At 59.8% G+C, this 26565-nt stretch carries 20 protein-coding genes; 12 read left to right on the top strand and 8 right to left on the bottom strand.

Translation table 11 applies throughout. The annotated features are described in order from the left end of the window. Window positions 1–20 precede the first annotated feature (20 nt). From ACVIHF_RS03480 to ACVIHF_RS03490, 3 genes are all read right to left on the bottom strand, one after another. Window positions 21–368, bottom strand: coding sequence for a DUF3088 domain-containing protein (locus ACVIHF_RS03480; RefSeq protein ID WP_456791634.1), 348 nt, complete (start codon window positions 366–368; stop codon window positions 21–23). Between the two features lie 15 nt (window positions 369–383). Beyond that, the gene (locus ACVIHF_RS03485) at window positions 384–1562 is read right to left on the bottom strand and encodes an MFS transporter (protein ID WP_456791635.1); all 1179 of its coding nucleotides are present in this window, start codon (window positions 1560–1562) and stop codon (window positions 384–386) included. 362 nt (window positions 1563–1924) lie between these two features. After that, complete coding sequence (locus ACVIHF_RS03490) at window positions 1925–4165, bottom strand: tetratricopeptide repeat protein (protein WP_456791636.1); 2241 nt, start codon at window positions 4163–4165, stop codon at window positions 1925–1927. Window positions 4166–5813: 1648 nt separating this feature from the next. Here ACVIHF_RS03490 and ACVIHF_RS03495 point away from each other — a divergent pair. From ACVIHF_RS03495 to ACVIHF_RS03540, 10 genes are all read left to right on the top strand, one after another. After that, window positions 5814–7442 (top strand): acyltransferase family protein, encoded by a 1629-nt coding sequence (locus tag ACVIHF_RS03495; RefSeq protein WP_456791637.1) that lies wholly within the window; start codon window positions 5814–5816, stop codon window positions 7440–7442. Window positions 7443–7665: 223 nt separating this feature from the next. Then, entirely contained in the window at window positions 7666–7872 is a 207-nt protein-coding gene (locus tag ACVIHF_RS03500; protein ID WP_456781580.1) for a cold-shock protein, read from the top strand. Window positions 7873–8496: 624 nt separating this feature from the next. Next, window positions 8497–8913 carry a hypothetical protein gene (locus tag ACVIHF_RS03505; protein WP_456791638.1) on the top strand — a complete coding sequence of 139 codons (417 nt, stop codon included), beginning with the start codon at window positions 8497–8499 and terminating at the stop codon, window positions 8911–8913. 404 nt (window positions 8914–9317) lie between these two features. Beyond that, a protein-coding gene (locus tag ACVIHF_RS03510; RefSeq protein WP_456791639.1) for an IS5 family transposase occupies window positions 9318–10081 on the top strand; the annotation gives its coding sequence in 2 pieces (ribosomal slippage) (window positions 9318–9653 and window positions 9656–10081; 762 coding nt in all). 160 nt (window positions 10082–10241) lie between these two features. Continuing rightward, entirely contained in the window at window positions 10242–10430 is a 189-nt protein-coding gene (locus ACVIHF_RS03515; protein ID WP_456791640.1) for a hypothetical protein, read from the top strand. Between the two features lie 337 nt (window positions 10431–10767). Next, window positions 10768–11112 (top strand): helix-turn-helix domain-containing protein, encoded by a 345-nt coding sequence (locus ACVIHF_RS03520; RefSeq protein ID WP_456791641.1) that lies wholly within the window; start codon window positions 10768–10770, stop codon window positions 11110–11112. Window positions 11113–11626: 514 nt separating this feature from the next. Then, a complete protein-coding gene (locus ACVIHF_RS03525) occupies window positions 11627–12325 on the top strand; it encodes a hypothetical protein (RefSeq protein ID WP_456791642.1) in 699 nt (232 codons plus the stop codon). A 250-nt stretch (window positions 12326–12575) separates the two neighbouring features. Further along, on the top strand, window positions 12576–12878 hold the full coding sequence (locus ACVIHF_RS03530) for a hypothetical protein (protein ID WP_456791643.1): 303 nt from the start codon (window positions 12576–12578) through the stop codon (window positions 12876–12878). A gap of 529 nt (window positions 12879–13407) precedes the next feature. After that, a complete protein-coding gene (locus tag ACVIHF_RS03535) occupies window positions 13408–14235 on the top strand; it encodes a type IV toxin-antitoxin system AbiEi family antitoxin domain-containing protein (protein ID WP_456791644.1) in 828 nt (275 codons plus the stop codon). Continuing rightward, the gene (locus ACVIHF_RS03540; RefSeq protein ID WP_456791645.1) at window positions 14232–15215 is read left to right on the top strand and encodes a nucleotidyl transferase AbiEii/AbiGii toxin family protein; all 984 of its coding nucleotides are present in this window, start codon (window positions 14232–14234) and stop codon (window positions 15213–15215) included. The genes ACVIHF_RS03535 and ACVIHF_RS03540 overlap by 4 nt, the downstream gene beginning before the upstream one ends. A gap of 152 nt (window positions 15216–15367) precedes the next feature. Here the strand turns inward: ACVIHF_RS03540 and ACVIHF_RS03545 are convergent, their stop codons facing one another. From ACVIHF_RS03545 to ACVIHF_RS03565, 5 genes are all read right to left on the bottom strand, one after another. Continuing rightward, a complete protein-coding gene (locus ACVIHF_RS03545) occupies window positions 15368–15439 on the bottom strand; it encodes an SEC-C metal-binding domain-containing protein (RefSeq protein ID WP_456794063.1) in 72 nt (23 codons plus the stop codon). A 146-nt stretch (window positions 15440–15585) separates the two neighbouring features. Further along, window positions 15586–16158, bottom strand: coding sequence for a nucleotidyl transferase AbiEii/AbiGii toxin family protein (locus ACVIHF_RS03550; protein WP_456791646.1), 573 nt, complete (start codon window positions 16156–16158; stop codon window positions 15586–15588). A gap of 132 nt (window positions 16159–16290) precedes the next feature. Further along, window positions 16291–16533 carry a hypothetical protein gene (locus tag ACVIHF_RS03555; RefSeq protein WP_456791647.1) on the bottom strand — a complete coding sequence of 81 codons (243 nt, stop codon included), beginning with the start codon at window positions 16531–16533 and terminating at the stop codon, window positions 16291–16293. Then, a complete protein-coding gene (locus ACVIHF_RS03560) occupies window positions 16523–17161 on the bottom strand; it encodes a hypothetical protein (RefSeq protein ID WP_456791648.1) in 639 nt (212 codons plus the stop codon). The genes ACVIHF_RS03555 and ACVIHF_RS03560 overlap by 11 nt, the downstream gene beginning before the upstream one ends. A 510-nt stretch (window positions 17162–17671) precedes the next feature. Then, window positions 17672–17899, bottom strand: a complete 228-nt coding sequence (locus ACVIHF_RS03565) for a hypothetical protein (protein ID WP_456791649.1) — start codon at window positions 17897–17899, stop codon at window positions 17672–17674. Window positions 17900–18668: 769 nt separating this feature from the next. On the opposite strand from ACVIHF_RS03565, the gene ACVIHF_RS03570 reads away from it, so the two are divergent. Together ACVIHF_RS03570 and ACVIHF_RS03575 are read left to right on the top strand one after the other, a co-directional pair. Continuing rightward, window positions 18669–19508 carry a hypothetical protein gene (locus tag ACVIHF_RS03570; protein WP_456791650.1) on the top strand — a complete coding sequence of 280 codons (840 nt, stop codon included), beginning with the start codon at window positions 18669–18671 and terminating at the stop codon, window positions 19506–19508. Window positions 19509–19600: 92 nt separating this feature from the next. After that, a complete protein-coding gene (locus tag ACVIHF_RS03575) occupies window positions 19601–26332 on the top strand; it encodes a shikimate kinase (protein WP_456791651.1) in 6732 nt (2243 codons plus the stop codon). Window positions 26333–26565: the final 233 nt, after the last annotated feature.

Here is a 26565-nt window from a genome sequence, read left to right on the forward strand (position 1 = left end):
GGCTTAGAGGGCGCAACTCGTCACGGATGAGGGGCCGGAAATCCGTGGCGCACAGCTAAAAGATGAAGGACTAGAAACGGATCGTCGACATAGGCGAGCCCGTTCGCGTACTTCGCGTTCTCCGGTGCGGGGCGTCCCTTCTCGAATATGAGAACAGGCGCGGACTGATGATCTGGGCCAAGCTTCTCGATGAGTGCGGTTCGAGGCTTGGCCCAGTCAATCCGACGGACGTCGAGCCTCGCGGCGCGGCCTGGAAACGCGGTCAGCACGCCTTCCAGCAGCGCGCATTGCCAGCAATAGAATTGTTGTCCTGGAAATGCCGGATCTGCAAAGGGGCGCTTTAAAAGGAACAGCTGATCCCAGGGCATAGCGGGTTCGCGGATCTACCGATCGACAGGGCCTGAAACTTGAGAATACCTGGATCTGACAACGGCGAAGGTCGCGACCGCAAAAGCGAGAAATGCGCTCGCCGCGCATAGCAGCACGATCACGCCGAAAGGCAGCCGATCACCTAAAAGCGAGAAGGCAATGCCGTTTCCCGCGACGCCCCCATACGTACAACATTGAAACAGCCCGGAAAGGCGACCGGCCCGATCCGGAGCCACTGTTGAGACCATGTGCGTGTGAGCGGCAGCCGCAAATATTTGGCCTAGGCCCAGCATCGCGCTGCTGGACGCGATGACCACAGGGAGGCCGGCATCGAGTGACATGATTGCAAGGCATGCCGCAAGCAGCACTGCGGCCCCGGCGATCGTTGGTAAGGCGCCCAACAGGTCGAAAATCGGCTTGACGGCCAGCGCCCCCAGCAGGGCCAGGACGCCATTGCTCATGACGATCGTCAATAGAACGCTCTTGTCGAGCACCCCTCCAGCTGTGGCACGTATTGCAGGATAGACATTGATGATGCCGGCGCCGAGATTAAGCAGAAAGACAGCAAAGAATGCGGGATAGAGCGGTGTCAAATCCAGCACGGTTCCGGAAGGCTGCGCCTCAAGGACTGGTGGTGTCCTTCTGAACTGCTGCTTGATGCCCAGAAGCACGACCAGAGAAAGGATGATCGCCGATATGTTGAACGCCAGAACGCCAGGCAAGTGCAGTTGGTCGGAAAGCATGGCACCTGCAAACATTCCGAGCAGATAGGTGAGCCAGTCGATGTTGGCAATGTTGCGCAGCACCGAGATCATGCCGTCTTCCGATGTGATACGGCGGAAGAAAGAGACTTCAGCGGACAGGTAGACGGGCTGGACCAGGCTCAGGACGGCGATCGAGACATAGCTCAAGAACGAATCGGCCCCGTCCGTGTGGAAGATGGCGAGCAGCGCGCATATGCGAACTGCATTGACGATCATCATGGCGGTGATCGGATCACGCCTGTCGACCAGCGGCGACAGGAAGAGGCTCCCAAGCATGATGGGAGCAAAAATGACCGCAACGCCAAGGCCCGCGGCGCTCATGCCGGTTTGAAGAAGGCCGATCAGGATGCCGATTCGGAAGGCCCAGCCGCCGATCTGAACGATCAGATGCGACAGATAGACGAGTTGCCGTGTGCCCGCCCCACTCATGATGACTTAGCCTCGCGTCATCGCGTGAATATCGCTTGATGCAGAAGCGAAGATGACGCAGGTCATCGTGCCGCGAGATCGGTGCGATGAGCCCGCAAGAGGATGCCGAACGCTCTCGCAATAGGACGACTGGTGAAAAGGCATCATATCTGCCTCCCTGTGGCGTGCGGTCGCTCGGGACAAAACGCCGGCCAACTCGGTCCTCCTTGCCTGGCCGGATCCCTGAATTGAAGACGCTTGCCGCGCAACAGGATCCGCCAGACATCGCCCATCAGCTTTGAGGTGCAGTTGCCATGTTCCTGCCGACCACCCTGTCGTACGCGGCTCCAATGCGACGGCAAGCAGTGCCGTGAGCCGCAAGCTCATGCCGGCTCGGAAGAAGACGCAGAAGTTCGGTTTCGTCGCGAAGCCAGATCAGCTTGCAGACTTGACTGGATATGCTCGCGGGTGATGAGATAGTCTGGATCGCCACCGATTTCGACAGCGACGGTGGCGTGGTTCAGTGAGATATCTGGCCGGCCCTCGTTGAAGTACTCGATGGCTAGATTGTTGTGCGTAAGCGCATGCCGAGGGTTGATTTCAAGGGCTCGAAGATAATGCGCGATGCTCTCGTTCGCCTTGCCGAGCTCAGAATAGGCAAGGCCGAGATTGCTTTGTAAGTCGGGGTTCTTGGAATTGATCTCGGCTGCGGCTAGATAGGACTCCAAAGCAGCTTTCGGCCGATCTTGCCGCATCAGGATGTTGCCCTTCTCGAAGTGAGCTCGCCATTCGTTCGGCTTGATGGCAAGTGCCCTGTCGAGATCGGTTAGGGCGCCTGCGGCATCTCCCGTTCTGTCGCGAAGGGCTGCCCTGTTCAGATGGGCTTCGTAATAGGGTGGGCAAAGCTCAATGGCCCGCGCATATGCCTCTAGAGCCTCGGCTTCCCGTCCGGGTACTTTCGAAAGCAGGTTGCCGAGGTCATTGTGATACTCTCCGTAATAGGGATCGTAGGCAATGGCCTCACGTAACTGCTTTTCAGCTCGAGGAAGATCGTCGACAAGTTCATAGACCTGACTGGTGTTGTAGATAAGAATCGACTGATGAAGCCTGAAGCGCTCGTTGCCATACACCTTAAGCATCTTGCCATGGCCTTCCGCGCAAAGGGTCAGCGCTTCGTCATACCTTTCCTGCTTGGCCTTGATGTAGGCATATGCGTTCTCTGCAAACACCTTGATATAATCGTACTTGTCGTGACCTTTGAAATCCCGTTCGATGGTCTGCAAATTGCGCACGGCATACTCTTCGGCCATCGGGAGGTCGACCGGCTGCTGGTAGCGTCCGTACGTCATTGATTGGGCATAGAGAACGGTCGGTGTGTATTGGCTCTTCGGGAATGTCTCGTAGAATTCATCCAGATAGGGAACCGACACCCGACCGCAGCCTAGCGAGTACAGCACAAAAGCCGCGCTGATGAAGGCGGCGTTCACCGGAGCATCTCCGGAGCCGTAGGCGCGAAGCGCCGGATCGGCGAAGATTTCGCCGAAGTAGCCAAACCACAGATCGTACAGACCGATGCTCTGGAGGATCTCACTCGGTTCTGCGAGAAGTGCCAGCCGCTTGTATTTGTCCCGTACAGATAGAGCATGAAGCAAGACGAGCGGCGCCTCGGCCGCCAGATAGCGGTGAAGGCGAGCGCGGTGCAGCTGCTCGTGCAGATGATCTGCGGTCGCCTGCTCGAAGGTTGCATAGTTTCGTTGTGCGATCAGATCAGCCGTCGTGCAGTCTGATTCAATGTACGACCTGAGAAGGATGTGCCGTTCCCCGGTTTTGAGGCTGGCGAGATAGAGGTCCACGATCGCGATCGGGTCGAGATAGCCGATGACCGGCAATCCGGCTGCCACGCATTTGCTTAAGGCCTCCGCGATCAGCGGATTTCCGCCACTTGCCTCGTAGATCTGCCGTTGTTTCTCAACAGCGAGATCCCGATCAAGGACCGGCTCCATTTCCTGCGAGCTATATCTGCCGAAGTGGACTTCACTGGCGCCCTGAAAATAGAGGCGCTGTTCGTAATCAATCAGGACAAACCGAAACAGACGCTCATTGTCATCCAGCCTGACGAGCAGCTTGATCAGATTCTTCGCCGAACCGGACAGGGCAGCCGCCCGGTCGATGACGATGATGTGACGTTCGTTGCGCTCCTGGGCACACTTGATCAGGAATTCGGCTAATCCAACCAGGAGCTTATTTTGATATTCGTGATGATAGAAGCGTGTCCGCTCCTCCTTGCTCGAGGTATTGGTAAGATCCTTCGGCACGGTAAAGGCATCGCTGACCAGGAGAGGAAACAGCCGCTTGAGGGATTGTTGTGCCGCCTCAACCAGTTTTGGCCGTTTTTCAGCAGCCCACCTCAGTTGCTCGTCGATGAGCTTTTGCAGGCCGGCAAGATAGCCGCCGGTCCGCCAGTCGCCATCGTTGACCGATAAGTCGGAACTAGAGTTCGCTAGTGCCAATTTGATCGTCGGCACCGGTGCCATGCCGGCTTCCGCCTTCAAGATGGTGATCGGGTTGACATCGACGGATGATGATATTGCCGGAGCAATGCGCTGCTGGATCAGATCAGCCATTTTATTCTCCTGCAACCTGTCGCAAAGGAGGGTGGTCGAAAGAACCACCCTCCGATGTCGCGCTATGCTCTCATCAGGTGGATGCATTTAAGGCACCTGTCGAACCAGCCTAGACCGTCCCCTTGTACGGAGTGGTGGTGCGGATGGTGGTCCTGATCTCAGCGATCTTCTTTCTCATCACGCTTCCCTTTCCTTGTCAGGCACGAGAGACCGAGCGAGCGCGCGGCCGGTCGTGCAGGTAAAGGATAGTGAATTGGCGCACCAATCCGCAGCGAGATTCCTTGATAGTCGCTGTCAAGAAAAATGAAAGGAGGGCCCGGGTGGCGCTACGCCTGTGGATTGGCACCTGTGCCGCTTACAAGGTGCGATCTCGATACCGCAAGTTACGCGGCACGCATGCAAATGCGGAGTTCCGTTCTCCGCTGGAAATTGATCGCGCGATCCTTATTTTTCTCATCCGCAGGTCGCGATCGGGTCGATGACGCAGCACGCGACGATTTGCATGCGCGGCCGTCCTACAATTCGGACGACTCCGAGAGCCGCGGCATATCTCGAGCTGATCGTGCCGTATGCACAGATGGTGGAACCGACGAAGAGACGGGCGCCAGATTTACAGTTCGGTGCTGACGGTTGGAACCCCCGTTTCACATACATGCTCACTTATGAGCGTCTGGCGGGCCACCACTCGACGGCATTGTCAATCGCAGCCGCAGTGTTCGAACTGCCCCCACGGCCCTAGATTGCGATTGCTGCTGAGCGGCTCGGTAATCCGGATCCGCGAGGACAACAAGATCACTCAACATCCGAGCCCCGCCGGTGTCGAGAGGTGGCAGCGGATCGCGAAACCCGCCCAATTGGCAAGCGCCAGGCTGCGGACCACCGTTTGCCTTGCCTTGGTTGGTCGCATGGCGATCAAATTGCACCGACTGTTGACCATGCGGTTGACCTCGGCGCACATTAGCCCATCACGCCCGGCCGACGCATTACTTGCGGCCTTCCTTTCGCGATGCGCTCAGATATCGCGATCTCACGCTCAACGGCCCCGAAGCGCACCTCGTGGGGGCAGTAGAGATGAACCTCTGCAAAGAGTGCCACGGAGGACGAGCACCTTATGCGCTCCACTGCCGCACATGAACGTCATGGTTGCTGCGGATGACGCTTGAACAGGTTGTGACCGGAGGCTGGGCCTAATGGCGTGTCGCGAATGCAGCCTGTTGCTCTGCTCTGACCTGGACTTGCATCCAGCCCGTTCGGCGCCAAGAGCTAGCGGTTCGCACCGCGAGCAAATTGGCGCAGCGACCCGCCATTGAGGAAGCGTTCCGGAAAGGCAATGCGCGGTGCACCGAGTATGGCGCTGACCGATCAGGGGACGCACCTTGCGCCAAAGCCGCTTGAGCGCGGAATAAGACCTTCGAATCCAGGCCGCCCTACCAGAAGGCAGAGTTTCAGCGTTGACCGGCTTCCCGGTAAGTTGCGCGGGCGCTCCGATAGGGAATTTGAGCTACCCGAAGGAGTGTGGCAGATCGCATGGCACGCTCGCGCGATGCGATCTGCACTCCTTGCCTGCTGCGTTCTGTCCCCAGCAGCGCGCCCTTTGTGCCATCGATCGCCAGGATTTGTGCCACCTCGCAAATGACGAGCGACTTCGATGGTTAAGCAGATACCCGCGCTGACCGGCATCCGGTTTCTCGCGGCAGCAGCAGTGGCATTGTCTCACGGTGGAAGCCTGTTCCTGCAGGGTACAAGTCTCGCACTCGATATTAGCATCGGGACGCTGGGTCTGTTCGGGATGTCCGTCTTCTTCACGCTGAGTGGTTTTGTCATTCAATATAACTATGGCGGCTCGATTGTCGGCAGCCCGCGTAAAGCGATCCCGGAATTTCTCGTAGCGCGCATAGCGCGAATCTATCCTCTGTTTGTTGTTCTCTTTCTCTTCGAGCTCCTGACCGGGCCGATGGTCTGGCCGTGGTTTCTCGGAACCGAGGTGCCGGCCGAGGGATTTTCGTGGCGCGTTGTCCCGTTTCAACTCGGGATGATCCAGAGCTGGTTCTTCGCAAACGTAGCCGGTGTTGCGCCCGTCTGGCAGTACGAAGAGATCGGCATCGTCTCCTGGTCAGTGAGCACCGAATGGTTCTTCTATCTTTTTTTTCCGCTCGTTTGTCCGCTACTTGCGCGGATCAGAACCGTGCCTGCCGCGATTCTATGCGCGATTGGCGCAGTCACAATCGAGCTTGGCATCGACCTGGCGGTGGTCATGCTTCAGAGCCGCATCAATCTGTTTGCGCTTCATGCCTATGGGACTGACGCGGCTCTGCCGAACTGGAAGAACACGCTCATCCTCTGGGTCGTCTACTTCTCGCCGTTTTGCAGGGTATGGGAATTCGCCCTCGGCTGTTGTTTGGCGAAGCTCCATGAAGTGTGGTTGGCCGAGGATTTCAGACCATCTCGGGCTCTGCTCGATACCGCCGCAATCATTGGTGTCGGCGCGACAGTCTGGGTGTTCTGGTTTACCGCCCACAAGCCGCCATTTGGGGCGACCATGAGCCTGTTCGATATCGCACGCAACAATATCGCCCTGGCGGCGCCGGTTGCGCTCATCGTTGTCGCGGCGGCGCAGCCCTTCAGCAGTGCAGGACGGCTATTGTCGGCAAGGTGGCTTGTCTTCCTCGGAGAGGCCAGCTTTGCCCTTTATCTTGTACACATCGTCATCTACCGGCGCTTTCCGGTGGTGCGTTGGGAAACTGCCAGCCAACTGGCTGGCCATCTCGGTGCGCTCGCTCTAGCTTTCACTTTGGCCACCTGTGGCGCGATCCTGCTGCATTTCGGATTCGAGGTGCCGGCCCGAAGGCGAATTCGCACCGCCTATCAGGCAGCCTCGCCGGAACAGCGCAGGCGTCTGGTGCGATTGGGAAGTGTTGGCCTTGCCACTCTTGTCGGTGCGGCAGCCACCTACGCGCTGCGAAATGCGGCGGGGGATGCCGTCACGCAATCAGGTATTTCGGTCGTTTCTGCCACGTATGGCGGTAACTGCCGGTGGATCTCGGCGCGCGGCAACGCCACGGGCGAGCTTGCAGCAGCGTGTAATGGCAAGGACGAGTGTACTTTCAGTGCAGGCATGGCGCGGATTGGCGATCCTGCTCCGGGCTGTGCGAAGGAGTTTACGGCCGCCTGGTTCTGCAAGGGGGAGCAGACCATTCGCTCCAGCTCGGCTGCGGAGGAGCATGGCATGGTCTCGGCTCTGCAACTCTCCTGTAATGCGGTCACGCGCGATGAATGAGCCACACCTTCAGACGTCATCCGGAGCCGAAGCCGTGAGGCGAAGCATCTTCGGCGTCAGGGTCCTGCTGTCGGCCACCGCACGAAATGTCGGTCGCGTGAGTCGTGCGGCAAAAAAGTCGCGGACTTCACCGGCGCAGCGAACGAGCGTCTCTTTGCCGCTCACCTTGATGGCTGCGAGACTCTTCGCTAGATCATAACGGTTCACTTATGGAGATGCCGCCGTGGCAATGGGTATTGTGAAGTGGTTCAATGCGACCAAGGGTTATGGCTTTATCAGGCCGGAGGACGGAAGTGCCGATGTCTTCGTGCACATCAGTGCCGTCGAAAAGGCCGGTTACACCACCCTCGAAGAGGGAGCCCGGGTAAGTTACGAACTCAAGGCCGGACGTTCGGGCAAGGCGTCAGCCGAGGATCTCAGGGTTGGCTGATCCAGTTCGCCCTCCGGGAAACGTCGGCCTGCAGGGCGTGTTCTCGCACCTGCGTCTGGAGATGTCCTGTCACTGCGCCGGGCGTTTGCCGTGCGACTTTTTCTCCCAACCATCAGGCTGTCTCGCACACTGCATGACGGCTTGATCTTTTCAAGCCGTCGGTCGGCAACCACAGCAGTTCCAGGCTTTATCGGCCTGGTACAGCGTGAGCGATGGCAAGGTAGGCCGTAAACGGTCCGAACCGTACGCTCGTGCCGGTCAGGCCAGGAGATATAAGCTGCTGATGTCTCGCCCCAAGTAACGATGCACCGGCCGGTGCTCCCGATCGAAGCGTAATGCTGTCGCGTATGAAGGAGCCCGCACAGCGGAGTTCGTCCGTTATGGACCGTGCTGGCGCGTGGCGCTGCGGCTGCACGTCTGTTCTGCTTCGCCGACGTACCTGCCCGCTCGAAAACCGGTCGCGCACGAGCTTGATACGGCGCGGCGAGGTCAAATCCCAGGACGCTGGTGCTCGGGGTTAGTCAATATAGTTGAGGTTAACGGCGCCATGTTGTTGACGATGCGCCCCTGACCTTGATCCATTGCAGGGGAACCGTACCCACACAGCCATCGGAGACACGGCAAGTGTCCTTCCAGCTGACCGTCCTGAAGGTCTTGGCCGGCCAGCCTGCCGGGCGGGCTTCCGTTGCCGAAGTCCGACGCGCCGTGGAGATCTTGATGAACAGCGGCCATGACTGGACCGATCGCATGAAGCGGTTAGCCGGACACGCGCCGGACCTGAATATCTTTTCGGCGAAGTTTGTCTTTCGCGATGCTCTCGGTTGGGAAATTACGGAAAACGGACGGCAATTCCTCTCTGCGCTCGAAAAGGCTGTCGCCGATCAAAGAGAGCTGCCTCGATCAACCATCGATCGCTCATCCAGCGAAGGCGCTGCGCAAGCGGTCGCGGATGCGACACTATCACTTATTCCTTCCCGCAGTCGCCGTCAGAGGCCGCGGCGACGCCGCAGGAAAGGCGGATCCGATCGACGTACAGCATGAAGCTGTCGCCGGACCCCATGCGAGGCGCGTGCGGCACGTGACCTTGGTAAAAATGCTATCGCTCTGCGTAGCATCGATCAAATTTACAGTGGTTGTTGATGGGCTTGGAATGATTGTCCTTTTTCCGACCCGGCCAAAGCCTGCGCGTAATCCGTCGCTAGATGACGCTATGATCAGATTGGGTCCATGTCGCCGTGCTGTGGCTGCGAGGCATCAAGAGAGGCAGCATTGAAGGGCGGCTCTCCATGGCCCCTTCGTGAACGGTTCACTGTGTTCGTTCCGCCGAACACAGGACCTGCTCGTACAAAGTCGTCTGGCGGAAAAGGGCAAGGCTAGGCGGTGTGGACTCTAAGGATTCCCTTTTAGGAGCAAATCAGATTCAAGGCTGCTTTTGGGAGGCAGTCTTGGGTGTGATGGATCGTCTGGTGTTGAGCGATGCGGCTTGGGAGCGGATGGCGCCGCTGATCATAGGCCGGCCTGACCAGAAGGGCTCGACCGGGCGCGACAATCGGATGTTCGTGGAAGGTGTGCTGTGGATCGTTCGCACGGGCTCTCCCTGGCGTGATCTTCCGGAAGCGTTCGGGGATTGGAACAGCGCGTTCCGGCGCTTCAGCCGATGGAGTGCCAAAGGCGTCTGGTGGCGGATCTTCGAGGCAATGTCCGAAGATCCGGACTTCGAATATCTGATTGTCGATTCCACCATTGTTCGAGCCCATCAGCATGCTGCCGGGGCCAAAAAAGGGGGTCTGAAGATCAGGCGCTTGGCCGTTCGCGCGGCGGCCTGAGCACCAAGATACATATGGCCGTTCGCGGCTTGGGATGTCCGGTACGGTTCACGATCACCGCAGGCCAGAAGGGCGATGCACCGCAAGCCGCCACATTGATCGAGGGATTGCCTGCCGAGGTTTTCATGGCCGATACGGCTTATGACGCCGATCACCTGCGCCAGGACATTGCAGCCAAGGGCGCGCTCGCCGTCATCCCCAACAACCCGTCACGCGCGCTCAAGTATCCGCTCGACAAGCATCTCTATGCCCAGCGCCATCTCGTCGAATGCTGCTTCTCAAAGCTCAAGCAATTCCGCCGCGTCGCAACCCGCTTCGAAAAGACCGCCCGAAATTACCTTGCCGTCATCACTCTCGCAGCCATCGTCCTATGGCTGCGATAACTGTCCACACCGCCTAGGGCTCGCGCTTGTTGCTGAACGAGGCGGGCGCTTGCTCCCAAGCGTTGAGGAACTGCGGGAAAATATCTTGCAATGTAACCTGGGTCATATGCAGCCCAACTTCTCAGCTGGCATTATCCGGGAGGCGATTTCAGGGGATGCCATGGACGACGAGTTTTGTAGAGAGAGGGCGCGGACCGTGCGGGCTCTTGCAGAGCAAGCTGACCCGTTCATCAAGAAGCGCTTGTTGCAGCTGGCCGCCAATTACGAACGGCGCGTTGATCCGCCAGAAAGAGCAGATCGAGATCGCGCTGATCTGCCCGCACAGAGGTCATCCATCCGCCCGTCGTGATTTCAGAAATGGCGCTTACCAGGACAATCACCGGACCGCGATCCGATGATCTATTTGTCCGTGATGCGCTTGCGTGATGTGCGCCGATCTCACGTGTGGCAGCCCGTCTCAGAGCACGGCCGGCCGACAGGTCAAGGGATCGTTCCAGGAGAAAAAACCCGGCCTCCTTGGTGATGGTATGCCATCGTATCGATCCGAACGCTCAGGCTTCACAAGCTCGATCCCCTGCCGCTGGCCTTTTCGCGGCAGAAGGATCGGCCCGTGCTCAGCGCATTGGGGGACCTCGATCGGCTCACCGGAGCTCCTCGTGCAATGACTTGTCGGAGATCGCAGCATCATGCGTTCGATGATTCTGAAGACAATTAACGACGTGGGACGGAGACAGGCCCGCCAGAAACGGAACCTGACCCAGAAGCAGCTCGCCGCCAAGCTCGGAACCAACCAGGAAAGGATATCCCTGTTCGAAGCGGGCCGCCTCGAGAATCCAAGTCTCGGGACGGTGCTCAAGGCGATGGCCATTCGGGGGGTGAATTTGTTCAGCGACAGCTTTCCAAAGTCCGTTCGGGACGAGCCCTTGGACACTGGTGACCTCGCGCTCGGCGAGCCAAGCTCTCTCAAGGACCGGGCCGATGAGCAAGTTCTTGAATGTCTTGATGGGCGGTGTCCCGATCGATCGCCTTGAGCAGATGGGTAGTGGCGTACTCGTTCGAGTATGCCGACCGCTGGCTCGCGGCGGAAAGTCGGAGAGGACTGCGGACGCGATCCAGTTCGTTATCGACGAATGGATGGCCGCCAGCGCCGTTTCGGCCGGTGAGCTCCAATGGATCGACGACGCGGAGGTCGGAAGTCGCCTCAAGCGCCTGCGCGAGGAGAGGACGTGGATGGGCGCGGCAGCGATCGGGGGCACTCAATCTCGCTGAAGCGCAGCCAGCCTGGTTCGCCTCTCTTGAAAGCGATCCGCAGACCGTGCATGATCCGAATCGGCCGTCTCGCCCGACCTGCCGCAGGGTCAAAGTGGACCGTTTTTCGATACTTCTGGATCGACCGTCATATCCGGGTCGATGCGTAATCTGCGGACATCGCCCAACGATATGGACAGGTGGATCCGTTGGCAGCTATCCCGTTGACTGAATCTGCTCTCACGTGCGTGAAGCATGCGATCAGGCAGGAAATTCCCGAGTTATAAGTCATCCCATTTGACCGAGGCGATTGCGGCCGCGTGCGGCTATGCAAGCCATGCCGCGTTGCGAGCCTACATGGCCGAGCGCGGGCTGGAGCGTCCGGATTTTGTGCTGCTCGAGGAGCTGCCCTATTTGCGCCGGCTTGCTACCGTGACGGGTGCTCCGATGCCAGCCGATGCGCTCCGTGGCTTCTCCTTTGATCGACTCAAGTATGAAAGTGCCGACGTAATCCGCACCGCGTCGAGTGGAGCCCGCAATATTGACTATGGCCAGTCCAAAAGGTTGCGGGCCTGGCGCAACGCGATGGTGGCCGGGATCAATGCGGGCATTGACCAAGGCCTGTTCACGCCGCGTCCGGGAGAGAACCGGTGGCCGCCGGCAGACCCGACGCGCGGCGATGACGGTCGAAGCTACCGGTTCATCCTCGAGGGTATTCCGGCAATCGGCTGGGTCCGCGACGCGGGTTGGGACGAGTTGTCGATCCACGTTGCGCTCTGGCCAACACCCGACAGCGAAGAACGGGTGCGCGCGGCAAATGCCGGGTTCTCAGCTGGCGAGCTGGTTGCGTCGGGTTGGCTCGAGCGCCGTGATGGAGCGTGGCTTCAGGTAGGGAGCTCGCCACATTTTTGTTGCCGAAAGCACCGCTTGAACCAGGTCGCTGCGCTCGACATTCGGCCCAAAGGATATGCAGATCAAGGCAGCTTCAAAATTTGAATACAGACCCAGCCGGCCTAGCTGCGCGCTCTGCAATGAGTCAGTGCGCGCAGCTCTCCTGCTGCGTTACCGCAGGCCGCACGCGTGCCGCCACAACGAGACGGCTCATCCTGCCGAGAGCCGTCCTCCGCGTCAGCCACCGTCTCGATGCCAACCGCGCGGTCATCTTGCTGAATCGAAATCGTATGCCTGCCGCCTCCAGCGTCCTGCGGAGGCGATCTGACGTTTCCGAGTACGGCACAGACTTGCCTTGTTCGAAGCCAAGAAGGAGCACGAGCGTGAGGAGAAAGGGCGCCGCTGGCAGAGGGAAGCGTTGCAAGCTCAAGCGTCGCTTCCCGGCACGCAGTTGCAACCAAGATCGTTCCTGATCATCACCTGGGTCGCGCGTCTGAGCAACGATGTGATGAAGAACGGAAAGTTGAAGGACATCATCGCGCCGCTAAAGAACGCCATTAAGATTACGCTGCCGTTGGTAGAGTACCCGCGCTGTACCAGGGCGAACCACGCTAATGTTCGAATTCCCGTGCGCCATCGATTGATAACTTCGTATTGACTGATGTGGTGGGGCGTACCGCGGTCCGACCGCGTCCACTCCTTTTCGTTGGCGAACCGGGCGGCGGCAAGAGTCGGCTCGCCAGGCGGCTCGGAAAGGTCCTGGGACTTAACATCTGGCGCGCCGACGCCAGAGGTCGCCCCATCAGCCTAGCCAGCTTTGAGCGCTGCCGATCATCGGGGCCTTCGGGCGTAATGAAGTTCACATCGATGTCGATCGTCATCGACGATATCTACGCGAACCAAAGAGATCGCCAGAAGACGACGTCCCGGTAACTGATCGTCCACTAGGCGGCAAACCGTTGAGCGGCAGCGGCGGCATTGGATAATGCGGCAGCGCATGATGGGCGCCGGTTTTGTTGCCCGATTCGGGCTTATTGGAATCGGAGGGGGCGGATTGGAGTCTCGTACCCTGGGAGTCGGGTCGTTGTAGAAATTGGGGTATTTTATACCCCAATATGAACATTGGACTTATTATCCTTGCGTAATGCGAAATTTAGGGTATAATATACCCCAAAGAGAACATCGAGATGGTCGGACCGAAAGGGAAAGTCGAAAGGTTCCTGTCTTCGCACCCGGTCTTTACCCGGACCGAGTTCCGCGAAACGGTGTCTCCCGGCCAGCCGCGCTCATCGTCGGACTCATTGCTCAAGTACCACGCCGCCTCCGGACGAATACGCCATGTCGCGCCGGGTGTGTATGCCTTCGTCCCGCCGCACCTGGATCCGGCGAACTTCCATCCCGACCGGATCCTGGTCGCATCGCGCATACGCGCCGATGGTGTCGTTGCGTACCACACCGCACTCGAACTGCACGGGCTCGCCTATTCGGAAAGCTCTCAGACCCAACTCCTCAGCGCAGGTCGCCCCGGCGAGATAGAAACGATCGTTGGTGTCGTCAGGTTCGTCGCGCAACCCGCCTCGCTGCGCCGTCGCTCCGAGGAAATGTCCGGCACGATCACGATGGATCGCCGCGGTCTCGACGTTATTGCGACTGGCGTCGAGCGAACGCTCGTCGACTGCATCGAGCGGCCGGACCTGACCGGCGGCGTCGAGGAACTCGCAAACGCGCTCCACAGCGTCAAAGCGTTCGACGTTGGCAAATTCGCGAAGTTCGCGCTTGGTCGCGACAACCAGACGCTCGTCGGCGTGTGCGGTGCCTGGCTTGAGAGCCGGAAAGACGATCTCTTCGTCGACACGCAGACACTAGACGAATTGAAGCGTGCCGCCCCCCCGGCACCGCGACCCGCGTTGGGAAGCGACGCCAAAGGCCATGCAATGGAGGGCTGGAACGTCGTCCTGCCTCCGGATTTCCTCAACCCGTCCTTCGAAGGGATGTCACCGGAGATGATGCCGTGATCTCGGTCGAACGCCTCGAAAAGATTGCCACCGACGTTTCGTTCCAGCCGGCCTCGGTCGAGCGCGTCATCCGGTTGATCGACGTGCTCCACGAGATCGCAAATGACCGCGAGCTCGGGAAGCTGCTCGCACTCAAAGGCGGCACCGCGCTCAACTTGTTCTATCTCGCACTCGACCGGCTTTCCGTCGACATCGATCTGAACTACGTCGGCGCCCCGGATAGGGAAGCCATGCTGCGGGATTCCAAGATCATCAACACGCGCCTTCCCGCGCTCCTGCAGAGCAAGGGGTACGAAATCGGCCGCGATCCTTCCGGCGAACACGCTGGCGGCAAGTGGCGCTTCAGGTACGTCTCGGCCTATCAGCGCCCGGGCACGCTGGAAGTGGACGTGAACTATCTCTTCCGGACGCCGTTCTTCGGTTGGGACAGGATGAATTCCGCAAAGCTCGGCGACTACGAAGCGAAGAACGTCGGTGTGGTCGACCTCCACGAAATCGCCGCCGGCAAGATCGTCGCCCTGGTGGCCCGGCGGGCATCGCGCGATCTGTACGATGCCTGGAGGCTGATGCAGAACGAAAACATCGACTGGGCGCAAGTTAAGGTCGGAGCGCTTGCGATCGGCGCCGCCTCCAGGAATCTGGATTGGCGCACGGTATCGCTGAAGGACTACAATTACGATCTCAACGACCTGAACAACAAACTTTTGTCCGTGGTCAAGAACGGTGTGTTCGACGCGGAGGGGGGCCCGAAGAAATGGTGCGACCGGATACTAGCGGAATGTCAAGAAAAACTGGCGCCGCTCTTCAAGCATAATGACGGAGAACTGGCCTTCCTCGACGCGCTCTACGACCGCGGAAGCATTGAAGTCGATACGCTTCCTGCGAATGACGATGTCAAAAAAAGTATCGAAGCCTTTCCCGCGCTCCGATGGAAAGCGCAACATATCTCGCAGCATCTAGGCCGGAAGCCCGGCATCTGACCGACGAGCCGAGACGCGAACCTCAAGCCTTGCCGTCTCCGCTATGTGAGTGAGGACATTCAACTCGGTCTCCGTTGGCAATCCCGAATCTACCTGGCCCAAGGAAGTGCAGGAAGATGTCGACATCCTCTGCGACACCGCCGAGGAAGGCGTCACCGCGCCGCGCAAAACTGCCATCCGCTCCCGCACAGACACGGTTGGTTGCGACTGATCTTGACCATCATGAACCGGTCTCAGCCATCGGCGACGGTGGATGACATTCCTTGTCTGGGCCGTTCATCACGATCAAGGTGCAGATTTTGAGAATTTTTGGTCCGCGATGTTGGGTTTGAGCTTCAAAATACGTTTCCGCTTTTCTTATGACAGCCTGCTAAAGCTTGCCGATGCAATTTCCGATCTCCACCAGGATCTCGTCGAAGCTCGGCTTGCCCTCATAGTACAGGGCGCTGCTGCGCTCGTAGGCGTCGGCATACAGCGCGCGCGTCTCGGCGTCGCTCAGGATGAAGGCCTCGTTCGTGGCGATATCCTTGTTGTCCGCTTTCGGAAAACGATCATCCTTGTGCTTGTTGTAGGCCTCGGTGCCAATGAAGGCTTGGACATCCTCGCGTTTCAGCAGTTGGTGGATGTCGTAGTAATGGCGCATGAACGCGATAGGGTCGCGGCCGTCAGCCTCCTGATGGCGGAACTTCGTCGCCACCGTTTGCAGCTTCTCGACGAAGGTGTAGCGCGGGTCATAGCAAGGGACAGCCTTGGCCCGGTTGTCGATCATCTCGACCTTGCCCGCGGCGTAGTCATAAACCCACGACGTGATGTCCCTCGGCTCGTTTGGTGAAACGGCATCGAAGCCAACTTCGAGCAACACCCCGTCGCGAAGACCTTCCATGGCCTCGACCGTGCCGGGATAGGTCAGCTTGATCCCCGCTACGATATTTCGGGACATCATCGAACTCTGTGTCCCGTTCGACCTTCGCGATGCCGTCGATCTTGATGCTTTGCGCCAGCCAATTGTAAAAATCCTTCCGGGATTGAATATGTGCCGGCTTGTCGTGGTTCTTGCCGGTCTTTACATCCCCGCTCAGCCGGAGGCTCGATCAGAATGTCGATATCTTCCGAAAAGCGGCCGATGATACCGTGCCCCTTGGAAAGCGGACGTGCCGCCTTTCAACTGAAACTTGAAGCCCAACTGCTGGAGTCCATGGAGGCAATGCATGATCCAGTAGTCCTGTTCGACCAGGGCTGGATCGATGCCTTTTTCCTCCGCCACGATGCGGATCAAGTCGCCGAATTGCGGATGGCTGTGAAGGAAATCACGCGGCATGCGACCCGCTCGCTCTCAAGGCGCGATCGAAGAACTTCCTTGTTCGCTCGTTTCCATAGGAACGAACCGCCTGTTGCAGGCGCCGCCGGTCCGATGACGTGGCGCGTTGGGCGACCCTCTTGAGAACCTCGTCCTTCGCTTCAGCAAGCTGATCGACGTTGTTGACCAGATCAACGAGCAGAAACTCCCGCGTCAGCGACTTGGGAAAGCGCGGTTTCACGCGAAAGGCAAACTTGCGATTGCCGAGTTGAAATTCGCCGTGGCGCTTGTGGTTATAGACGACGGTCTTGTCGTAAAGCTGCGTGGTGCCGACGCCGAGGCTGTTGTAGGCGTTTGGTGACGCGAGAAGAAACCTGTCGTCCTTCAGGAAGGCGCCGACGACCTCCTTGTCGGAGGCGGGAGCCGGACCGAAGGCCGTGTCCTTCGGGTAGGCGTAAAGGCCGCCCGAAAGCTTCCTGAGCGTGCCGCTTTCCACCAACTGCTTGAGATGCCGATCAACAGACGTTGACCATTGGGCCAATTCCGCCCGCCGATAGGCGTGGCCTGGCTTGAGATGCCGCTTGAACTGTTCGAGCTTCGTCATGATAGATAACATAGCCAAAACGCTCCCTTGTGCAAAGTTTCTCATTGAAAAATCATGCAAAAATTAGACTAAGGTACTGAATATATTAGAGTTATCGCCAATTAATGCCGCATCTTTCGTTCGCCGCGAGCGTTCAGTCCCCAGGCCGCGCCATCGATCCAAGATAGGGCAATCAATGCGAGAAGCTGACGGGCTTCGTCCCTGGCTGCGACGAGGCCGCGTGCCGTTGTGCATCTGATTCCGTGAGGCCGGGACACCATTGTCCTTACGTGTGCAGTTGTTCAGAGTTTTGCCGGAGGTGCCAACGTGGTCGGGAAAGCCGATTTCGTACGCGGGCACCAGAAGGTATCACCTGCCAATCTGTCGCCCTCTGCCAGCTCGGGTTTTGAAGGCGCGCTCGAGCGGAAGGGCCGGCAAATTTTGGTGTCCGGAAGGCCAAGCGGATATTACCCGCGGCCTGCATTTCGCCCGGCTCATCGCCGGCGCTCGATAGCTGCCTGGCTCCCATATGAGCTGACAAATTCACTGCAGTGATCAGTTCAAGTCAGCTTTCCGTCAGCTGAATCCGGTATCGGCCTTGCCCCGCCGTTCGTGACAATTGTTCGCGTCGGGAAGCCAGTTTGTTGCGGGTAGGTCGTGCTTTCCCGTCTGGATCGGAGATGAACTATGCGGGGCATTGATGAGCGCGGCAAACCGTTCATGTCGGAGGCTGGTCGCATCGAGGCCGACAACGCCGATAGTGCTCGCGTTGAAACGGCTGCTGGGCAGGGTGAAGAGCGTCAATCATTCAACTCTGTCGTGGATCAAATGCGCTCCGATCCTGATGATTTGCCCACGACCTCATCTGGTGAGGAGCGCCGTGCGAGCCCTGGTCTGTCGGAGCGGCCTGTCCGTCCAACTTCCGCTGCCCATCGGATGTTGGCGCATGCGCTGCACAACGCGACCAGAGCCAACCAGAATCTGTGCTCTTCCGCCGCCGCCGGCGCGCTGCGTACCGTTGCAAGATCCTCGTTTGATGATCCGCAGACGTCAACCTCGCCGGGGCGCGCGCTCCGGGAGGAACGGCGTTTGTCCAGCAGGGGAGATGTCTCAGGAAGGTCGCGCGTAGACGATGGATCCGCGCCGAGCGCTCGTGCTCCGGATTCCTGGAGGCCGGATCAATTCCACGAGCCCGCACAAAATGCGGGCGCAGCTTCCACGCGTTCGGCAGACGAGCCGTGGCGTGGCAATCGATTGGATGGAAGCGCGCAAACTGTTTTGCGCGGGCCGTATAGGGAAGGCAATTCGGATCGTGTTGGCGGGGCGCCCGGCTGGCACACCAATAACAGGCCCTTACAAGCGGCCGACGGCTCACGATCTGAGCGATTTGATGCCGGCCATGGCGCACCGCTAGGGAACGCAGGCGGCGCGCGTCCGGCCGGCGAACGCTGGCGTGCTGATCGAGCGGAGGAAAGCGCGCGAGAAGGCGCGCGTGGCCCTAATATAGAAGGCCGCTTCGCTCGCCCTGGCGAAATGCCAGCCTGGCGCGTCGACGATAGGCCATCGCACAACATTGGTGCTGGCCCTGACCGGTTTTACGGAGGCGATGGCCCTGCTCCTGATGGCGATGCTACCTCCTCACGTTTCTCAGGCAGGTCTTGGCACGGCGATCAAGCCGCTGGACGCTTGCCGGCAGGGCCGCGGCACTCGCATATGGAAGCAGGTTTCGGCCAGGGCAGCGGAGTGCAAGGATGGCGCCTCGAGGAGCGACCCGCGCCGTCAGCCGATGGTCGAGGACTTGAGCGAGATCGTGGAGGTCATCGGGGCGCACCGCATCCGGAGGCAAGCTCGTCGCGTTCGGACCGCGGCTCGTGGCGTGCCGATCGAGCCGGCGGAGCACCGCAAGGTGGCGGCTTGGCCTCGCAATCGAAATTTGTCTCCAACTGGCGCGGCGGAGCGCCAGGCTGGCCCTTTGAGGGCGTGCCTGCGACGCCCCTTCATCGCTCAGGCTCCGATCAACCCGATCGAGGCAATGTCGCACCAGGCGGGAACGACCGTCTTCCGGGTCGAGATGGAGAGCTTTGGCGGAGCGATCGAATGGCCGCCAGCTCGCGGCAAGGTGCACTCGAGCGACATACCCGGCCGCTTCCCGGTCGCCAGGACCAGAGGGACGGACGGCATCCTGACGCTGCGCCTTCGCATCAGAATTCGCAGCCTTATGATGTTCCCGGTGGCGCAGCTTACCGAGGGGCTACTGACACGCGTCCGCAAGAGCAGCCCTGGCGCACTCAGGGCCGCGTCGACCCCGAGCAAAGAGGCCGGCTTGCACCCCATCCTCAATCGGTCGCAGGACCAGGTGGCGGAGCTGGATGGCGCGCTCACAATGCCACAGGCCGGAACGTTGGGCATGTAACTTCGCAAGCTCATTCCAGAGATTCGGACGACCTCAATGCCGCGCTCGCAGAGATCGCCGGCGCTCGCAACATCGATGCCTTCTCGCGTGCCGTGGTGCGTCACGGCAAACAATTCCGCGGACAGGAACTCGCCGAATTCCAGCAAAAGGCGGCTGCATATTTCGAGACGCGCTTTATTCCGCAGTTCGAGGACAACATCGGCTCCTCATGGGCCTACGCGATGGCATGCAACGCGGTCAGCCGCGCAGGCGAGGTCGGAGCAAATGCTTGCAGAGCGCTGGCGGCTCGCCTATCGCGCCTCGACAATGATCATATGAAACAGGTCGCCCCCGGAGCCTTCTCCCTTTTTGCTTCCTCCTTTGGCCGCCACTCCCGGTCCATGCAATGTCGCGATGCGACGATCCGGATCGCCGAATTCTGCCGCGATGAGCCAAGGGGGCTTAATAGGTCAAGCAGTCAGGATCTATCCTTGCTGCTCAACGGTTTCAGCAAGTGGCCCGACCAGGGGCCCTGCCGCGACGCCGCCCTCGTGGTGGCAGAACATGTTGAGGCCGATGGGGTGACCGATTTTGCCTTGCAACACCTCTCCACCCTGGTGAACGGCTTTAGCAAGTGGCCGCAGGAGAAGGCTTGCGGGCGAGCCACAATTGCGGTTGCGAGCGAACTCGTCCATCGCGGCGCAAGCGGGCTCTTTCGTGCCGATGAGCAGCAATTGGCGAACCTCGTCAACGGCTTTGGCAAATGGCCGCAAGACGCAAATCTTGGCCACGCCGAAGTCTTGATCGCGGCCCAAATCGATCGTCGCGCAAGCGGCAGACCGGGTCTGTCCGGTTTTAAGCCAAAGGACCTGGCAATGCTGCTGAACGGCTTCGCCAACAGGCCGGAAGAGCAAGTATGTGTTCACGCCAGCCGCGAGATCGGCCGGCAGATCGTCTGGCGCGCCGAGCGTCCAGCTCAACTCTCGGATTTTTCGTCCCAGGATCTGTCCAATCTCGTCAACGGGTTCAGCAAGTTAACCGGACAAGTACCAACCGAGGACGTTGCGCGCACGCTAGCCAGTGAGGTTCTTCGCCGCGCCGACCGACCGGCCCGTCTGTCTGAATTCAACCCACAGGACATGGCAAGCTTGGCGAACGGATTCGCCAAATGGCCGGACATGACGCAAGCGGTCCAGGCAACAAGCGCGATCGCTCGCGAGGTCGTGGGCCGCCGCGTCCAGCTCCCGCGTTTTCACGAGCGGGAGCTCGCGAACCTGGTGAACGCCTTCAGCAAGACCATATTGGCGGACGACAATGTCAACCGCGCGGCCACGGTCGAGGTCGCAAGGCAGATCGTGGTTCGGGCTGCGCGCGCAGACGGGCTCACCCGCTTTAATCAGCAGGATCTTGCTAGTCTCGTGAACGGCTTTAGCAAATGGCCGACAGAAGACTGTGGCCAGGCGACAGCTTTCATCGCGGCCGAAATCCGTCGCCGCGCGACGAGCGTCGACGGGCTCGCAGATCTTAGCTTTCAGCACCTGGCGAACCTGGTGAATGGCTTCAGCAAATGGCCGGAACGGGCAGGTCAAGCCGCAGTGCCGATTGCAACGGAACTTAGCCGCCGCGCTGAGCGCGACAACGGCCTTGCAAACGCAAGTCCGCAGGACCTGGCGAACATCGTGAACGGATTGAGCAAGTGGTCCGGCGAGCTGAGCTCACATTCCATGGCCGTCGCCCTTGCCAGCGAGCTGCGCGATCGCGCTGGCCGGGGCAGCGGACTGTCTGATTTCAGTGAGCAGCACCTGGCAAATCTGGCGAACGGCTTTTCCAAGTGGCCAGGACAGGCCGCTGGCCCAGCCCTGGTTTCGATCGCCACTGAACTGGTCAGTCACCGCGCCAACTCGCTCGCTCGCTTCAATAGCCAACATTTGTCAATGCTGGTGAACGGTCTAAGCAAGCTGGCAGACGATAACGACTGCGCACAGGCGACAGCTTTACTGGGCGGCGACCTCGCGCGCCGCGCGGCTGGCGCGCGCGGGCTCGCTGAATTTTCTCCGCAAGGACTTGCAAACCTCGTCAACGGGTTCAGCAAGTGGCCACGCGAGAGGAACTGTAGCGAGGCCATGTTGGCAATCGCGGCCGAAATCTGCGGCCGCGCCGGCCGGGGTGATGGGCTGTCCGGCTTTACCCAGCAGAATTTGCGGAACCTTGCGAATGGATTCGGCAAGCTGGAACATGAACGCTGCGGCGAGGCGACAGCTGCTATCGCCCGCGGCATGATGCGTCGCGAGGGCGGACTGTCTGACCTTGAGCCATTGGCGGTCGCGACCCTTGTGCATGATTTTGCCAAATGGCCGGAAGAGGAGGCGTGCCAGCAGGCGGTGATGGAGATCGCTCGCAGCTTTGGGAGCGGAGCGCGGCGATTTAATGCCTTCACCACGGCAGAGTTCGGCATGCTTGCCAATGCTCTGGCGCGCTGCACGATGGAGGCCGAAGATCGTGGAGAGAACGATCAAGCCGCTGTTCTGAAGAACCGCCTGCACAAGCTCGCGCACCATCTGTACTATGCGAACGATCGCCTGCAGCAGGCCGGCGTTCTGAGCATCGCCAACGTTTTCAAAGCCTTGGGTAAGGCGCGGCTGTTTGACGATCTGTCCTTGCTGGCGCCGTTGGGGTTGACCAGGCTTGCGGAACTGAGCACCGGTGACGATTTTGCCACCGAGCATAACCTCGAGATCATGGGTCACCTCAGTGTCGCTGTTTTGCCCCTGGCGCGCAGCTCGCAGAAGCAGCTGCGCTGGCATCGCAGGCAAGCGCTGAACCTGTTGAACGACATTCAAGGCGTCACGCAAGACAAGATCGCGGCGCATCTGGCAGCCACCGATGCGGAGCGGATCCGAGGCCCACACGCGAGCCGCACCCCCGCTTTGTCGGTCTACCAGGTCCTTAAAGCCCGTGTGGTGCTCGAGAAGCTTTATCGACGCCCCTATGTCGAAGGCGACCGATCGGATTTGCGGATCAGGCAGCAGGAGCTGGAGCGCGGGACCAGAGAGATCCTGCGCAGCACACGCGATCTGATCGAGCGCGATCTGTCCAATATGAGCTGGAACCTGATAGCGGACATCGAGGCGGATAACCCGCTCGATGCGCTGGATTCGTTCCTCGAGCAGAATGTCGCAACGGTCCATGCTCAACGTCCTGCCGCGAGATTTGACGCCCACCAGGTGTTGCGCGACATGGACCACGAGCCGCGTCCACCGCAGGGCAATGCCGGACTGATGCAGCTGCCGGTCGTGGACATGCGGGGACAGCCCCTGACCATGGAGTCGGAAGTACGATATTCGGTCTTTCATCGTCTGACGCAGGGGAAAGTACCGGTGGTCGCGGTGCAGCTGCCCGGAAAACCCAGCAGCTTCATGTTGACCCGCACGCTCGCAGTCGATGGCGTACCGTATCGGATGGATCTGTTCGGCGGCAGCAAGCTCAAACCGCCGCGATTGTCCCTGGCGCAGGTCGCCGCGCGCGCGCCAGGCGGGCGGCGGATCGAGCAGACCGGCGGCAAGCTCCTGGCAATTCCGTATGCCGACACCGCAGCGGGCACGGATTTCGAGCAGCTGTCGCGCGCCTGGGGGCCATTCAAGGAAGCTTACTTTTATACCCAGCGCAGGGGATTTGCGGGCTCACCATCCATCAAAGGTCTCGCGCCCCAGGACAGCGTCCTCGAAGGCGCTTTCAAAATCTCCGTTCTCCCCGACCGGCCTGCCGAGCGGGCTCATCCATTCGCGCTCGTTGGACCGCAAGGTCCAATCGCGTTGCGACCGCATGACGGCACAGGATTCATCAAGACCTCACTGGCTGAGAAAATGCGCGCCGTTTGCCGCGCCGGCGACCAGAATGGTCCCGATCGCCTCCCGGCTTATGCCGAGGGCAAGAGAGCATCCCTGCCTGCCTCGGCGCTGCATCATTATCCTCGCAGCGAGACCGTCGCGGAGGAGGCAAGAGAGAAGGCCAGGATCTGGCTCAAGAGCAGAGACAACATGGAACTCACGTCCGAGGAGCTCTATCGGACCGTGACGGCCGCACACATCGATGCTCCTGCCGCAGTTGCCGTCCCCTCAAGCGATGGGCGTCTGCATGTGCCGACCATCAAGAGCGACACCTTGGCGGGTACGACAGGCGTGCTGGTCGGGCGATCGCCGTACGACAAGCCGAACCTGCGTCCATTTTCAGCTGAGCAGGTCAGATCGGCAGCCGATGGGGACCCGACGGCGGCATTCCTCGATCGGTGCGTTGCCATACAATATAGCTTGAATGTCGCCCAGAAATCGCACGACGAACTGGTCGCGGACGATCCGACCTTCTTTGCAAAAGGCTTGCTGATCGTGGTGCCGGACGAGATCTGGCCAGCTGACTTTGCCGACCGCGACCTCGTCATGTCTTCCGAGGACGTCAAGATCCATTCGAGCTGGACGAGCGGTAAGGACCGCGCGAAACAGGACACCGCGCTCGAGACCGTCGGGATCCTGCAGGCGACCGAAGTGTTCGCGCCGGGCTCGCTGGTTGCCGTGCCGCCTGTCGAACAGAAACGGCTCGATGGCGATTTCGACGGAGACGCCGTCATCATCGTCGGTGACCGTCCCGCGCTCTATCAGCATGTGCGGCAATTCGATCAGGAGGAGCAGGCGCGTGGCGTCCGTTCGCTCAAGCCGCCGAAATCGCACACCCCCGCGATCGAGGACAATCGGTATCAATTCAGCCGCGCGAGCCAAATCCTCGCCGCCACGCAGGGTGTGCTGGAAACCTATACCGGCCTATTGCGAAGCTTTCTGGGGCAATCGCATGAAGCGCGACACTGGTTTGCCGAGCGTGCCTTGTTCGGCACCTACGAAGGTGTTCACCACGAACTCAAGCGCGAGCTGCGTGGGCTGCTGGACCAGGAACAGGTGAACCGGACCGATATTGAGGGCAAGCTCGACCGAGCGAGAGCGGAGATCAAGGCGGCACGCCATCCGGTCGCCCGCGAAATGGCCGATCGGCTCACTGCCGATCTCGAGGCCTGGGAGCAATCCTTGGGTGTTGCGCACGACGGGCCGCATGACGCAAGGCTGACATTAAGTGCGGAGCTGTGCGAACTTTTCCCGGATCTGGCGGAGACTTACCCGGCAGCTGTTCAGCCGCGAGAGCGCATCCAGCTTCTCGTCGACAACTATCCCGCGCGTATGCATCCCTTGCCCGATGGTTACGTTGCCGACGATCTAGTCAAAAGCGCGAACAACTTCCTGAGCCTCGGCGTCAAGGTTGGCACCGACGCCTATAAATCCGACACGGGGGCTCGGCTGTACGCGGCCAAAAGCAAACGTCTGCAGGAATTGCTGCAGGCAACCCCGACACCGAAGTCGGTGCCTTATACCAAGAGCATGGCGGCCCATCTCAACCGCGGCAGATTGGACGTCGAGGCGACGTTGACCGATCTGAAGGACAATCCGACGCTGGCAGCCTCCGTCATGGAAGCCTCGATCAGGCTCAGCGTGGAAAGCGGTATTCTGCCAGAGCCGTCCGACGCCCGGCCTGCCGCCGAAGACGGCGCGATGATCACGCTGAGCCGCGAGGAGGCTGCCGTCCGCGCCAGGCGCGAGACGGATCGGGCAAGACGCGAAGATGAGGCGATCACGAAAACAGTCGGCGATGTCGTGGCGAACTTGGAGGAACAACACGGCATTCAGGTGAATCTGCCGCACGATCAGCATCGCCTGCGGACCGACCAATCATTGACCGACCAACTCACCGGCAAGAGCCTCCCCTCCGGCACCACCTCACAGCTGATCAGCAACGCCGTACGGCACGTCTTTGAAATCCCTGACGGCGATTTTACAACGGGCTTCAGGAAAGCCGTCCTTACGCTTGATGAGCAGGGTTATACCGAGCTCAGCACAACCAATTGGTTCAGGACGCGAAATCCCACCTATGCCGGGATCAAAACCGTCTTTGCAACGCCTGAAGGTTACCGCTTCGAGGTCGAGTTCCATACACCAGCCAGCTACCAGGCCAAGCTTGCCAATCACGATACTTACAAGATGCTGCAGCGAGGCAGCGGGACAATGGATCAATCCAGAGTCGAGCACCTCGTGCAGCGCGCAAGACAGATCGTTGGCGAGGTTCCACTTCCCGATCAAGCGACGAGTATCCCGAATTGGGAAGCAGAAGCAGACGGCACCGCTGATGCCAGCGCGGTCCTTGCATTGCGAAATGCCCAGCCCAAGATGCCCAAGCGTTCTCCCATGGCCGGACAAATCGTTGCAGCCCTGGGCGAGAGGCCGATCGTCCTCGTCGGCATGATGGGCGCCGGGAAATCCTCGATCGGCAGCAAGCTTTCGAACATGCTGGGCCTCGATTTCGTCGATTCCGACAAAGTGATCGAGACCAGGGCCGGCAAAGAGATCAACGAGATCTTCAAAGACCATGGTGAGCAGTACTTCAGGGATCTGGAAGAGAGCGAGATCCTGCAATTGCTCGAGCGAGGCCCCATTGTGCTCGCAACCGGCGGCGGCGCCTTCATGAGTGAGAAGATCCGCGACCGTACCCGTGAGAAGGGAATCTCGATCTGGATCAATACCGATCTGGACACGATCACCAAGCGCTTGGCCAGGGATACGGCGCGTCCGCTACTGCAAACCGATAATCCAGAAGAGACGATCAAAGAGATGATGCACGAGCGCGCCTCTGTCTATCAAATGGCCGATCTGAAACTTGACCCGACGGTCCACAAAATCAACAAAAGCGCCGGTGCACTGCTGGATAAGCTCCATGCGAAGCTTAGCGGTGGCCTCATCCGCGAACCACGTTGAGCGAGTGTCGAAGGCGTACAGCTGCACCTCGTTGTCATGCCGGCGCGAGTGCAGGCCATTGAAGTCGCTCCGGCCATCGATGCCGAGCAGCACGGCTTCGCCATCGATCACAACCGCTGACACGGATGCGAAGCGCCGACTCGGCGACTGGAAAACGGGTGCTCCAATCATGGCCACAGGGACGTGAAGTCAAGCGTGGTCCTCATAACCAGGTCCTGCAAAGAGCAAGGTGG

The sequence above is a fragment of the Bradyrhizobium sp. USDA 4506 genome (assembly GCF_054058795.1).

What these genes read in the sequence shown, in the direction of transcription:
- ACVIHF_RS03480 (WP_456791634.1), bottom strand. Translation starts at nt 368, where the DNA reads ATGCCCTGGGATCAGCTGTTCCTTTTAAAGCGCCCCTTTGCAGATCCG.
- ACVIHF_RS03485 (WP_456791635.1), bottom strand. Translation starts at nt 1,562, where the DNA reads ATGAGTGGGGCGGGCACACGGCAACTCGTCTATCTGTCGCATCTGATC.
- ACVIHF_RS03490 (WP_456791636.1), bottom strand. Translation starts at nt 4,165, where the DNA reads ATGGCTGATCTGATCCAGCAGCGCATTGCTCCGGCAATATCATCATCC.
- ACVIHF_RS03495 (WP_456791637.1), top strand. Translation starts at nt 5,814, where the DNA reads ATGGTTAAGCAGATACCCGCGCTGACCGGCATCCGGTTTCTCGCGGCA.
- ACVIHF_RS03515 (WP_456791640.1), top strand. Translation starts at nt 10,242, where the DNA reads ATGGACGACGAGTTTTGTAGAGAGAGGGCGCGGACCGTGCGGGCTCTT.
- ACVIHF_RS03520 (WP_456791641.1), top strand. Translation starts at nt 10,768, where the DNA reads ATGCGTTCGATGATTCTGAAGACAATTAACGACGTGGGACGGAGACAG.
- ACVIHF_RS03535 (WP_456791644.1), top strand. Translation starts at nt 13,408, where the DNA reads ATGGTCGGACCGAAAGGGAAAGTCGAAAGGTTCCTGTCTTCGCACCCG.
- ACVIHF_RS03550 (WP_456791646.1), bottom strand. Translation starts at nt 16,158, where the DNA reads ATGATGTCCCGAAATATCGTAGCGGGGATCAAGCTGACCTATCCCGGC.
- ACVIHF_RS03555 (WP_456791647.1), bottom strand. Translation starts at nt 16,533, where the DNA reads ATGCCGCGTGATTTCCTTCACAGCCATCCGCAATTCGGCGACTTGATC.
- ACVIHF_RS03560 (WP_456791648.1), bottom strand. Translation starts at nt 17,161, where the DNA reads ATGAGAAACTTTGCACAAGGGAGCGTTTTGGCTATGTTATCTATCATG.